The sequence below is a fragment of the Phenylobacterium sp. FG114 genome (assembly GCF_057809855.1).
This window is the reverse complement of record NZ_JBMDKU010000003.1, coordinates 275,805-287,878: the sequence shown is the minus strand read 5'-3', so window position 1 is coordinate 287,878 and position 12,074 is coordinate 275,805. Positions and strand designations below refer to the sequence as shown.

Here is a 12,074-nt window from a genome sequence, read left to right as displayed (position 1 = left end):
ATACTATTTTGCAAGCGGTCATGGCCGAGTCGCATGCGATCCGCTCCGGGTGCCCCATCAACCTTACGCTCGAGATCCTGGGCGACAGGTGGAGCCTGCTGATCCTGCGCGACATGATGTTCGGCAACCGGCGGCACTTCCGCGAGCTGCTCGGCAAGTCCGAGGAGGGGATCGCCTCCAACATCCTCGCCGATCGGCTGAAGAAGCTGATGGCGCAGGGGATGATCACCCGCGCCGACGACCCGACCCACAAGCAGAAGGCAATCTACAGCCTGACCGAGCGGGCGATCCAGCTTGTTCCGATCATGGCGATGGTGGGCGGGTGGGGCCGCAGGCACCTGCCTGTGACCGAGGAACTCTCGATCCGGGCCCAGCTGCTGGAAGAGGGCGGCCCGCCCATGTGGGGGGCCTTCATGGACGAGCTGCGCCGACTGCATCTGGGCGCGCCCGGCGAGGGGCGCTCGGTGCTGGGCGAGCTTCAGGCGGCCTACCTGGAGGTCGTGGCCCGAAACCGCGCCCAGCCCGCGTCTACTTCTTCGTGAACTCGGCCTCGATGGCTACCTCGACCTCGTCGCCGACGCCCATGGTGGTTCCGGGCGCCGGGATGCCGTAGGCGATTCCGAAGTCCGAGCGCTTGAACGTCCCGTGCGCCGAGAAGCCGACGCGCGCGCCCATCGGGTCCATCGACCCGGCCTTGTAGCCGCCGTTGAAGGTGACCTCGAGGGTCACCGGCTTGGTCACGCCATGCAGGGTCAGGTCTCCCGTAACCTTCGCGGTGCGCGCGCCGGTGGGCTCGACCTTGGTCGATCGGAACGTGATCGTCGGATACTTCGCGGTGTCGAGGAATTCCTTCTCGAGCTGGGCGTCGAAGTCGAGCTTCGCCGGGTCCGGATAGTCGGTCTGCAGCGAGCCGGCGTCGATGGTCGCGGTCACGCTCTGAGCCGCCGGATTGGCGGGGTCGAAGGCCAGCTTGCCCTCGGCCTTGGTGAAGCGCGCGGTGTAGCGCGACAGGCCCATGTGCGAGACGCGGAAGATCACGCTCGTGTGCTGCAGGTCCATCGTATATTCGCCGGCCGGCGCGTCGGCGGGCGGCTGGGCCTGGGGCGCGGCCGCGACGGCGGCAGGCGCCTCGGACTTGGCGGCCGGCTTGGTCTGCGGCGAGCAGGCGGCCAGGGCGCCTGCTGCGATCAGGATAGGCGTAAACTTCATGCGGAAACTCCTCCGGGCGCGTCGATAACTGAAAGACGCGTCAGAGGCGTAGTTCCAGACACGGCCGGCGCAACAAATGTTCCGCCCAGGCCATCCAGGCGAGACGACACCGATCAGATTTCGTCGGCGACGACGCGGACGAGTTCCACGATCTTGCGGCGGATGGCCGGCTCGGCGATGCGCGGGAAGGCGGCCATCAACTCCATGCCCTCGCTGGAGAGCATGAATTCCTGGGCCGCGTCGCGCTGGGCGGCGAGCGCCTCCTGGTCGCCGAGGCCGTCGTAGAAATAGGCCACCGGCGTCTTCAGGGCCGCGGCGATCTCCCACAGCTTCGAGGCACTCACGCGGTTGGCGCCGCGCTCGTACTTCTGGACCTGCTGGAAGGTGATGCCGAGGGACTCGGCAAGACGCTCCTGGCTCACGCCCATTTCCTTGCGGCGCATGCGGATGCGCAGGCCCACATGACGATCGACCGGATGAGGGCCTTCGCCCCGTCCAGCCTCAGCCGCGCCGTTGACGGGCGCGCCTTCCAGCTCTCGTTCCAATGGCTTCGTCATTTCCCCGACTCGGTGATGCGGGGGCCGCCTCACCCCCCGATGGAGCAGCCCCCGCGCCCGTACCTCCCCCGAGGTACGTCCATAAGTTGAGGCAGCGTGGCCCAGCTTGGAAACGACCGGCTACCCATTTTGGGGTCATGGCGCGTTCCCGTTTCGGTCAGGCTGCGCCGCGGAGGGCAAGAATTTCGCGCTCCCACTCGGAGAGAACGCCGAAATCCGCCAGTCCGACGTACAACCGGTGCAGGTGCGACTGATTGTCCAGCATGTACTGGACGAACGGCGGACGGGCCAGGACGCGGCCCGGGACGACGTAGCCGTCCTCCTTTCGTTCGCATCGGTCGGCGTCGAGCAGGCGCTGCAAGTGCCGCCGGACGGTCTCCTGAGGGATGCCCAGGCGCTCGGACAGCGTCGCGGCGCGGATCGGCTTGCGCAGACCGTCGGGGACGAAGGCCTCGGGTGACCAGCTGCCCTCCTCGCCGCCGCCCTCGCTATCGGGCAGGTGCTCGGTGTTGGCGTGGATGATGTCCATGAGCAGCAGGCCGGTGACCAGGTCGCCCATGTACTGGGTGACCGGCTCGGCCAGCCGCAGCAGATAGTCGGACGATAGCCGGATCACCAGGCGCACCGGCGGGCAATCGGGGGCGAAGGCCGGGCCGTTAGGGCGGGGCAGGTCCTCGAGCAGGCCGATGCCGCGCAGACGGAAGTAGAGGTTGCGGACCAGCGAATAGTTGGCCTCGGCGCCCATGCGGTAGAATGGCGAGTTGAGCGGCGCCGCCGGGATGATGACGCCGCGCGGGGCGGTCTGGATCACGCCCAACTCGACCAGGGCCGCGATCCGCCGGCGCACGGTCTCGAAGGGCAGTCGCAGGGAGTTGGCGATGGCGCTGACGCTGACCGGCCGGCGCATGTCGTCGGGCGGCGGCTGGTCGAGGGTCGCGAAGGCGCGCTGCAGATCCGGATTGCGGGTGATCTGGGCGACGTTGGCCTGGCTGATGGCGACCATCAGCAGGCCGTCGATCACGTCGCGTCCGAACCCGCCCAGCTTCACCAGGTCGAGGGCGAAGGCATTAGCCAGCCGGGCAGCCACGCGGATGCGGTTGTTCGGAGCCTCCCGCGCCACCGCCTATGTCCCCGGCTTCGCCATACCCCCGGAATAAACCATGTTCTGCGGAAGTTGACAGCCACCGGAGCGTGCGGCGGGGCTTCACCTCACTTGTATCGCTCGAACCAGGCGAGGATCGCGCCGGCCTTGGCGGCCGATTGCGAGGGGCGCGCGGCGATGCCGCCGTGGCTCGCGCCGGGCACCCGGACCAGGGCGGTCGGCACGCCGCGGAGCTGCAGCGCGGCGAAGTACTGGTCGGCCTCGGACGGCGGCGTGCGGTCGTCGTTCTCGCCCACCACGACCAGGGTCGGAGTCTTCACATTGCCGACCAGGGAGAGCGGCGAGCGGGCCCAATAGCCCTGCGGATCCTCCCACGGCATCTTCCCGAACCAGTAGCTGGCCATGAAGGTGTAGCCGTCGGTGGTCAGCACCTCGCTGGTCCAGTTGATCACGGGCTTCTGCGTCGCCGCCGCGCGGAAGCGGTCGGTCTTGCCGACGATCCAGGCGGTCAGCGCCCCGCCGCCCGAGCCGCCGGTGACGTAGAGGCGCTTGTCGTCCACCACGCCCTTGGCGATCGCGGCGTCCACCACGCTCATCAGGTCGTCGTAGTCGTGGCTGGGGTAGTTGCGGTCGATCTCGTTGGCGAAGGCCTCCCCGTACGACGTGGAGCCGCGCGGATTGGAATAGACCACGATGTAGCCCGCCGAGGCGTAGAGCTGCACGTCGGTGGCGAAGCTGGGGCCGTAGGCCGAGAACGGGCCGCCGTGGATCTCCAGGATCAGCGGATACTTCTTCGAGGGATCGAAGTTGGGCGGGTAGGCGATCCAGGCGCCGATGGGCTTCTTGTCGTAGCTGGAGGTAACCGGCAGGGCCTCGACCTTGGCCAGGCTCTTACCCGCGAACAGGCCGCCGTTGAGGTCGGTGACGCGCTGGACCTTGCCGCCGCGCCAGATGGCGAGGTCGGACGGCCGGGCCGTGTCGGCGTCCGTGAACGCGACCACGCCGTTCCGACCCACCGAGAACTGGCCGCCGGTGTAGGGGCGGTCCAGGCCTCCGCCGCCCAGGCCTGAGACCACCGTCTCGACCTTACCGTCCAGGGTGATGCGGGCGACCTTGGTCACGCCTTGGTCGTCGTAGGAGACATAGAGGCTGCGGCCGTCCGCCGCCCAGACCGGGCTGTTGACGCTGCGGTCGAGGCCGCCAGTCAGGACGCGGCCGTTCCTGCCGTCGCGGTCCATGACGTAGAGCCGAACGTTCTCGTAGCCGCGGCGGCGCTGGTCGTCGTAGCCGAGGTAGGCGATCCGGGCGCCGTCGGGCGAGACGGTGGGGGCCGCGTCGGGGCCGACGCGGTTGGTCAGGCGGCTCAGCGCGCCATCGGCGACGTTCACCGCATAGATCTCGGCCTCCTGGGGATCGCGTTCCCAGTTCTCGGCGCGGTTGGTGGAAAAGAAGACCGACTTGCCGTCATGGCTGAAGTCGATGGGTCCGGCGTCGTCGAACTTGCCGAAGGTGATCTGGCGCGGCTGGCCGCCGTCGGCCGAGACCACGAACAGATGGCGGTAGCCGGGCTTGAGGAAGCCCTCGCCGTCGGCGCGGTAGGTGATGCGGTCGATCACCTTCAACGGCTCGGCCCACTTGGCCCCCTCGGGCTTCTTGATCGGCGGGCCAAGCGGCCGGCCCTCGTCGAGCGTGAGCATCGTGAAGGCCAGGGTCTTGCCGTCGGGCGACCAGGCGATGTCGTTGGGGGCCTGCTCCAGGCTCGCGACCTTGGCTGATCGGCCCGAAGCGATCCAGCGGACGTAGAGGTGCGCCCCGTCCGGACCGGCCGCGACGTAGGCCAGGCGCGAGCCGTCGGGCGACCAGCGCGGGGCGAGGTTGGACGCTTCGTCCACCACCAGCGGGGTCTGGGCGCCGGTCGCGGTGTCGACCAGCCAGATCGAGCGGCGGGCGCGGTCGGTCATGATGTCGTTCGACGCCCGCACGTACGCCACCGCGCCGCCGTCGGGCCGCACCTGGGGATCGGTGGCCATCTGCAGCCCGAAGAGGTCGCGGGCGCCGAAGGTCCTCGACGGCCCTTCCGCCACCTGCGCCGAGACCGCGCCCGCGGTCGCCAGAACCATCGCCGTCGCCAGAGCCGCCAGCCGCATCCCGAATTCCCCGAATGAACAAGGCGGTGAGAAGAAGCGGCGCCGCCGGTTTTGTCCAGAAGGTGTCGACGAACGTGGGTCGCGCGCCGGTGCGCGTCGCAGGCGCCGTCGTTGTTGAACCCCGAAAGCCCCGAACGGCACGAAAAGGCAGGCGAAGGCGGCGCGGTCCGGGATGGGCGGCGCGCTTTCGTGTCTTTCGTGTCTTTGGGGGTTGGAGAGAACGGCGCTTCGCGCGGGCGCGGCGGTCAGGCGGAGTCGTCGACGGCGGGCTTGGCGGGGACGGCGCCGTCGGACGGGGTCCAGAGCTGCGCAAACGCGTCCGAGCGGCCGCGCATCTCCTCGAGGACGCGCTGGACCAGGACGTTCATGGGCGCGTCGAGGAAATCGTCGCAGGTCTCGGCGAAATAGATCAGCACGTCGTAGAGCTCGGTCTCGTCGAACTCGTCCCAGTCGGGGCGTTCGCGCTCCACACAGGGTCGGGCCGCGACGACCGCCTGCTCGACGCGGGCGCGCGTCTTCGGCGAGAGCAACAGGATGCGGTCGTCGTGCGGGTGATGCCGGGGTTCGCGCGTTCGCGCCTCCGCCGGGCCGGCCTCGCGCTCGCGGGTGAGCTTGGCCTTCAGCGCCACCGTCTGGCGCAGCGACCGGCTGACCCGCTGCCAGGTGCGGCCCAGGCCGTTGAGCTCGTCGGCGTCCTCGGCGGCCAGCAGCTTGGCCTGGACATGCTTCGCCACCGCCAGCTCGAGCTCCATGGCCACGGCCAGCACCTCCTCCTCGCGGGAGATCGGGGCGATGTCATCCGACATGAGCCGGAGGGAAACATGGCCGTGCGTCAGAAGCGGTCGTTCATGCGGCTGCGGCTACCGCCTCTGGTACGGATGGAAGATGTAGTCCTTGGCCTTCACCGCCGTGTGGCAGGCGTTGCCGCAGTCCGACGGGGCGGCGTCGGCCGTGAAGCTGTCCGAGGCGGGATCGTAGTTGAACACCGCGTAGCCCCAGCCTCCGCTCCTGGCGAAGCGTTTGCTGTCCTTCTCCATCATGAAGGCCTGGGCGAAGGTGTCCGGCACCTCGACCTCGAAGGGCGCTTCGGTGCTCTTCTTCGGCTTCCACTGGAGCTTGGCGATCTTGGAGCCCTCGGGGAACGGACGGCCGTCGCCCGGTATGCCCGACCTGTACGCCTTGATCATGGCGGGGTTGGCGACGATCACCTTCAGCACCTCGCCGGTGCGCGCCGACGAGACCACGGCCCAGTCCTCGTAACCCCGGAAATCGGCGAAGGCGACGCCGTCGGGGGACTTCAGCGTGTACTTGTCATGTGCGGCGACGCCGGCGCCGGCGAGCATGAAGCCCGCGGCGGCGGTCGCGAGGGCGAGTTTCTGGTGGCGCTTCATGGTCGATCCCTTTGCGGCTGCCATGGACAGTTCGCGACGCCGCGCGGGAGTGCGCGGCGGTCGGCACGCGGTCTTCGGAGGCTGCCGTCCGCACCACACAGCACGCGCGCATCGCACGGCAGATCACGGGGGGTCACGACGCTACTGCCGCGCACTGCGCGCTCATGGCCGCGGGCCGTCAAGCGCCGTTCCGCGCGAGGTGAGGAGAGCCGCAGAGGCGGGAAACGGCGCCGGAGCGAACGCATCCCTGGGCAGGGACCAAGGCGGGGCCACCGCTGCGTTGCGTTCCGGCTGGCGGAGGCGGGCCGTCGAGTCGCGCCGGTGATCAGGCGGCGGGGGGCTCGAGCGGGGATCTCACCTCGCGCCCTCAACAGATGGTGCGGCGCAGCGTCGGCGCAAGCCCTGTCCGCACGCGGCGGAACTCAACCAGAAGATGCTTCTGGCAGGCTCGCATTGCCGTAAAGATCGCGGGGCAGCCGCTTCGTGGCTGTGTTGGACAGGTCCGGCCGGCTCCAATGCAAGGACCCACACCCAGCCTGGGAGCCGCTCAGGGCGACCTCCAGACGATGCAGCGGCTCGAGGGCATCCTCGCCTCGGCGATGGACGCGATCATCACCGTCAATGAAGAACAGCTGGTGGTTGTGTTCAACCCGGCTGCGGAACGGATGTTCGGCCTCCCGGCAAGCGAGGCGCTGGGCCAGCCGATCTCCCGCTTCATTCCCGAGCGCCACCACCGACTGCACGCCGCGCACATCCGCCGCTTCCTCGAAACCGGAGACACCAACCGGCAGATGGGCTCGCTGGGCGCCGTGAGCGGCGTGCGCCCCGGGGGCGAGGAGTTCCCCATCGAGGCGTCCATCTCGCAGGTCCAGGTGGGCGGCGAGCGGCTGGCGACGGTAATCCTGCGCGACATCACCGAACGCCGCGCCGCGGAAGTGGCGCTGCTCGACAGCCGGCGGCGGATGGAAGCCATCGTCGAGTCGGCGATGGATGCGCTGATCACCATCGACGAGGAACAGCGGATCATCGTGTTCAATCCGGCCGCAGAGCGGATGTTCGGCGTGCCGGCCCCCGAGGCGATCGGCACCTCCATCGAGCGCTTCATCCCCGAGCGGTTCCGCCCAGGTCACCGGCAACACATCCTCAGCTTCAAGGAGGCCGGGATCACCAACCGGCGGATGGGCGCGCTGGGCGCAGTCAGCGCGCTGCGGGCGGACGGGGAGGAATTCCCGGTGGAGGCGTCGATCTCGCACGTGAGGTTCGGCCGCGCGAAGCTGGGAACGGTGATCCTGCGCGACATCACCGAGCGTCGCGCCACCGAGGACGCCCGGAACCTGCTGGCGCGGGAGGTCGATCATCGCGCGAAGAATGCGCTCGCGGTCGTGGAGGCGGTGGTTTCGCTGACACGGGCGGAGAGCAAGGAGGCGTTCGTGGACGCCGTGCGTGGCCGCATCTCGGCGCTCGGACGCGCTCATTCGCTTCTGGCGCAGAACAGTTGGCAGGGCGCCGACCTCGCGCAGATCGTCTCCGACGAGACGGCCAGCTATGGCCGCGAAGGTCAGGTCGCCATCGACGGACCGAGCGTCACGCTAAGCCCGAAGGCGGTCCAACCCATCGGCTTGCTGGTGCATGAGCTGGCGACGAACGCGGTGAAGTACGGCGCGCTGTCGACGCAGCGTGGCCAGGTGCGCGTCCGGTGGAGCGTGCACGACGGCGGCGAGCTGGAGATCGGCTGGGAGGAGGCCGGAGGGCCGGCCGTGGAAGAGCCGGCGGCTTCCGGCTTCGGCACCACGCTGATCCGGCAGGTGGTCACCCGCCAACTCGGGGGCTCGCTGGACGTCGCCTGGCCGGCCAGCGGCGTCCGGCTGGCGGCGATCCTCCCGGCGCCCGCCTATCGACCCGAGCACTTTCCCGCAGCGCCGGCCGCCTTCTGGGGCACGGCGCCGCCCGAGCCGCCGCCGGCGACGCGGCGCGGGCGCTTGCTGGTGGTGGAGGACGAGGCGCTGATCGCGATGGCGGTCGCGAAGGACCTGGCCCAACTGGGTTGGGACATCGTGGGACCGGCGGCCACGGTGGAGGAGGCGCGCCGTCTGCTGCAGGACGGGTCGTTGCCCGACGCGGCGGTGCTGGACGTGAACCTGGGGGGCGAACTGGTCTACCCCCTGGCGGAGTGGCTGCAGTCGCAGAAGGTGCCTTTCGTGTTCTGCTCGGGGTACGAACATCTGGAAGGCGGCGCCGTCTACGAGCAGTGGCCGCGCGTGCGCAAGCCGGTCGACGTGCAGTTGCTGGACACCGAGCTGCTGCGGGCGCGCAAGGCCGCCTAGAGCCCGTTCGGGCCAGGCGGACCCATCTGAACCCAACAGGCTCGATCTCTCTGATTTGGAGCGCGTTTCCCGGGGCGAAACCGGCATCCACTTTCGCCCACGCGCTCTAGAGCGTCGGGTCCTCGCTCACCCGCACCAGCATCTTGCCGAAGTTGCCGCCTCGGAGCATCTCGGCGAAGGCGGCCGGCAAGGTCTCCAGCCCCTCGCGGATGTCCTCGCGGTAGCGGACCTTGCCCGCGGCGACCGCCGGGCCGACCTCCGCCAGGAAGGCGTCGTGGTGGCCTTCCACATAGTCGCCGACGAACAGGTTCTCGACGTGGACGCCGCGGGCCGCGGCCGCGGCCTTCTCCTCGGCGCCGGCGTTGGTGTCAGGGGCGTCGCCGTAGTGGGCGATGAGGCCGCAGATGGTCATGCGGGCGCCGGGATTGAACAGGGGCAGCACCGCGCGGAAGACGGCGCCGCCGACGTTCTCGAAATAGACGTCGATCCCATCCGGGCAGGCCGCCGCGAGGTCGGCGGGGAGGGTGGGGCTGAGGTGGCTGACGCAGGCGTCGAAGCCGAGTTCGTCGGTGACGTAGGCGCACTTCTCGGGCTTGCCGGCGATGCCGACCACGCGGGCGCCCCTCAGCCTGGCGAGCTGGCCCGCGATCTGGCCGACGCCGCCCGAGGCGGCCGAGACGACGACGGTCTCGCCGGGTTTCGGGTCGCCCTGCAGGATCATGCCGGCGTAGGCCGTGAGGCCCAGCATGCCCAGGACGCCCACGGCGTGGGAGAGCTTGCCCTTCGCCGGATCGAGCTTGCGCGGGACCATATAGCCGGGCCGCGCGACGCCTTCGCCCATCAGGCCATATTCCGACCAGCCGTTGGTGCCGAACACGAAGTCGCCGGGGGCGAGGCCAGGGATGTGGCTCTCGACCACATGCGAGACGGTGCGCGCGTGGCACGGTGCGCCCTTGGGCTCCACGCCGCGGCGCTTGTAACCCCACTGGTAGGGATCGAGGCTGACGTAGATGGTCCGCGTCAGCGCCTGGCCCGGGCCGGGCGTGGGGATCGGGCCCTCGCGCAGCTCGAAGGTGTCGGGTCGCGGCCAGGCGGGGACCGGATCGGCGGCGAGGGTCCAGTAGCGGTTCATGGGCGGGCTCATTGCGAGGCTCCACGGGCGTCGATGCGGACGATGTCGATCAGGACGTCGCCCTGGACGAGGTGCATCAGGTCGTAGCGGTCGAGGGTGGGGTCGATGTGGCCGGGGGCCAACGCCAGGCGGTCGCCGCGGGCGACGGGCGCGCCTTCGGGGCGCATCAGCATGCCGTGCTCGTCGCCGAAGAAGCGGTACTTGCAGGCCGTGAACGGTTCGGTGAGGGGCTGGGGCATCGGGCCTTCTGTGGAGAAGGCCTTCAGCCCGGCGTCGAGGGTGACCCACTTGGGGTGGTTGGCGCTGATCACGGTGGAATGGATCGTGGCGGCCTGTTCGAAGGCGCCGTCGGGGTCCTCCTTCAGCGCGTCGCGGTATTCCTTGTCCATGAAGGCATAGGAGCCGGGCTGGACCTCGTTGAGGACTCCCTGCGCGGCGTCGGCGGTGAAGGTGCCGGTGCCGCCGCCGGTGACGACGTCCGCTGTTCCGCCGACGGCGCGGATCGCCGCGATGGCCGCGGTCAGGGCCTTCATGCCTTCGGCCGCGGCGGCCGCGCGGGCGTTGGCGCCTTCGATGTGCTGCCAGGCGCCACCGTAGCCCTGGACGCCGAGGAGCCTCAGCTTCGGCTGGGCCAGCACCGCGCGCGCGACGGCCGCGGCCTGGTCGGCGTCGTGGCAGCCGGTGCGGCCCATGCCGACGTCCACGTCGACCAGCACTTGGATCGGGCCCTGCGCGGCGGCGCCCAGTTCGGCGGCGGCGTCGGGGTGGTCCAGCACGATGCGGAAGTCGGGCTGGGCGGCGGCCAGCGCCGCCGCGCGCGCGGCGTTGGCGGCGCCGGCGATGGGCGAAGTGACCAGGATCTGGCCGATCCCCTCGGCGGCCAGGGCCTCGGCCTCGGCCAGCTTGGCGCAGCAGACGCCGACGGCGCCGGCGTCGAGCTGGCGGCGGACGAGGGCGGCGGTCTTGTGCGACTTGAAGTGGGGGCGCAGCGCGAGGCCGGCGGCGCGAGCGCGGCCAGCCATCTTCGCCACGTTGCGGTCGAAGGCGTCGAGGTCGAGGACGGCGGCGGGGGTCGGGATCGCGTGGATGGAGCCGGGCTGCCCGAGGAGGGCGAGGGCGGCCGCCACATGCGGCTTGTCGGCCAAGGCGCCGAGGCGGTCGCGGATGTCGTCGATACCCAACTAAACCCCCACTCGTCATGGCCCGGCTTGTCCGGGCCACCCATGAACACCGGATGGCGCGGGGCGTCCACGGCGATCCCGGCGCGACCTGCGGATCGTCGGAGATCATCGGTGGCTCGGACAAGCCGGGCCATGACGATCTGAGAGGAATGGGCACGAGGCTGGGGTAGTGGCGGACCCGGCGACCGTGGTTCTATGGGCCAGGGAGGGACCAACACATGACCAAGACGATCTTCATCACCGGCAGCTCCACGGGCCTGGGCCGCGCGACCGCGCTGCTGTTCGCCGAGAAGGGCTGGAAGGTGATCGCCACGATGCGCAATCCGGCGGCCGAGACCGAGCTGCAGAAGGTGGCCGGGATCACCGTGCTGCCGCTGGACGTGCGCGACCCGAAGCAGATCGGGGAGACCGCCAAGGCGGCGCTGGCGCTGGGCCCGGTCGACGTGCTGTTCAACAACGCGGGCTACGGCCTGGCGGGCGCCTTCGAGGGCGCGACCGACGAGCAGCTCCGCGATGAGCTGGACACCAACCTGCTGGGCGTCATGCGGGTGACCCAGGCGTTCCTGCCGGCGATGCGCGAGCGGGGTCAGGGCACGATCATCACGACCACCTCGATCGGCGGGCTGGTCGCGTTCCCGTTCAACTCTGTCTACCACGCCACCAAGTGGGGGCTGGAGGGCTGGAGCGAGAGCCTGGCCTACGAGCTGGAGCCGTTCGGCATCAAGGTGAAGACCGTGGCGCCCGGCGGCATCGCCACCGACTTCGCCAGCCGCTCGATCGTGTTCTCGCCGCATCCGGCCTACATGGACGCCATCGAAAAGGTGATGGGCGTCTTCCGCGACCCGGATCGCCGGGCGAACGGCTCGACGGCCGAGCAGGTGGCGGCGGACGTCTGGGCGGCCGTGAACGACGACGCCGACCAAGTGACCTATGTCTCAGGCGCCGACGCCAAGAGCTACTACGGCATGCGGCTGAAGGACGGGATCGCGGCGTTCCGCAAGGTGGTGCGGGGGAGTTTCCTGGGGGCCTGA

12 protein-coding genes are annotated in these 12,074 nt (G+C 69.9%); 4 read left to right on the top strand and 8 right to left on the bottom strand.

Going from position 1 to position 12,074, the window contains the following annotated elements; translation table 11 throughout:
• The first annotated feature begins 20 nt into the window (after positions 1-20).
• Complete coding sequence (locus tag ACODSY_RS06755) at positions 21-542, top strand: winged helix-turn-helix transcriptional regulator (protein WP_488950928.1); 522 nt, start codon at positions 21-23, stop codon at positions 540-542.
• Here ACODSY_RS06755 and ACODSY_RS06750 read toward each other — a convergent pair.
• From ACODSY_RS06750 to ACODSY_RS06725, 6 genes are all read right to left on the bottom strand, one after another.
• Positions 529-1,209, bottom strand: a complete 681-nt coding sequence (locus ACODSY_RS06750; RefSeq protein WP_488950927.1) for a YceI family protein — start codon at positions 1,207-1,209, stop codon at positions 529-531. The genes ACODSY_RS06755 and ACODSY_RS06750 overlap by 14 nt on opposite strands.
• A 113-nt stretch (positions 1,210-1,322) precedes the next feature.
• Positions 1,323-1,766: a helix-turn-helix domain-containing protein gene (locus tag ACODSY_RS06745; protein WP_488950926.1), complete on the bottom strand. Its 444-nt coding sequence runs from the start codon at positions 1,764-1,766 to the stop codon at positions 1,323-1,325.
• Positions 1,767-1,923: 157 nt separating this feature from the next.
• A complete protein-coding gene (locus ACODSY_RS06740) occupies positions 1,924-2,886 on the bottom strand; it encodes a hypothetical protein (protein ID WP_488950925.1) in 963 nt (320 codons plus the stop codon).
• An 89-nt stretch (positions 2,887-2,975) separates the two neighbouring features.
• A complete protein-coding gene (locus ACODSY_RS06735; RefSeq protein ID WP_488950924.1) occupies positions 2,976-5,015 on the bottom strand; it encodes a prolyl oligopeptidase family serine peptidase in 2,040 nt (679 codons plus the stop codon).
• A 245-nt stretch (positions 5,016-5,260) separates the two neighbouring features.
• Complete coding sequence (locus ACODSY_RS06730; protein WP_488950923.1) at positions 5,261-5,821, bottom strand: hypothetical protein; 561 nt, start codon at positions 5,819-5,821, stop codon at positions 5,261-5,263.
• A gap of 54 nt (positions 5,822-5,875) precedes the next feature.
• Positions 5,876-6,406, bottom strand: coding sequence for a cytochrome P460 family protein (locus ACODSY_RS06725; protein ID WP_488950922.1), 531 nt, complete (start codon positions 6,404-6,406; stop codon positions 5,876-5,878).
• A gap of 515 nt (positions 6,407-6,921) precedes the next feature.
• Between ACODSY_RS06725 and ACODSY_RS06720 the strand changes: the two genes are divergently transcribed.
• Positions 6,922-8,730 carry a PAS domain S-box protein gene (locus ACODSY_RS06720; RefSeq protein WP_488950921.1) on the top strand — a complete coding sequence of 603 codons (1,809 nt, stop codon included), beginning with the start codon at positions 6,922-6,924 and terminating at the stop codon, positions 8,728-8,730.
• Between the two features lie 106 nt (positions 8,731-8,836).
• On the opposite strand, the gene ACODSY_RS06715 is transcribed toward ACODSY_RS06720, so the two are convergent.
• A complete protein-coding gene (locus ACODSY_RS06715) occupies positions 8,837-9,874 on the bottom strand; it encodes an NADP-dependent oxidoreductase (protein WP_488950920.1) in 1,038 nt (345 codons plus the stop codon).
• Positions 9,871-11,043 carry an alanine racemase gene (locus tag ACODSY_RS06710; RefSeq protein ID WP_488950919.1) on the bottom strand — a complete coding sequence of 391 codons (1,173 nt, stop codon included), beginning with the start codon at positions 11,041-11,043 and terminating at the stop codon, positions 9,871-9,873. Before ACODSY_RS06710 ends, ACODSY_RS06715 begins: the two co-directional genes overlap by 4 nt.
• A 17-nt stretch (positions 11,044-11,060) precedes the next feature.
• On the opposite strand from ACODSY_RS06710, the gene ACODSY_RS06705 reads away from it, so the two are divergent.
• The gene (locus tag ACODSY_RS06705; protein ID WP_488950918.1) at positions 11,061-11,213 is read left to right on the top strand and encodes a hypothetical protein; all 153 of its coding nucleotides are present in this window, start codon (positions 11,061-11,063) and stop codon (positions 11,211-11,213) included.
• A 48-nt stretch (positions 11,214-11,261) separates the two neighbouring features.
• Entirely contained in the window at positions 11,262-12,074 is an 813-nt protein-coding gene (locus ACODSY_RS06700; RefSeq protein WP_488950917.1) for an SDR family oxidoreductase, read from the top strand.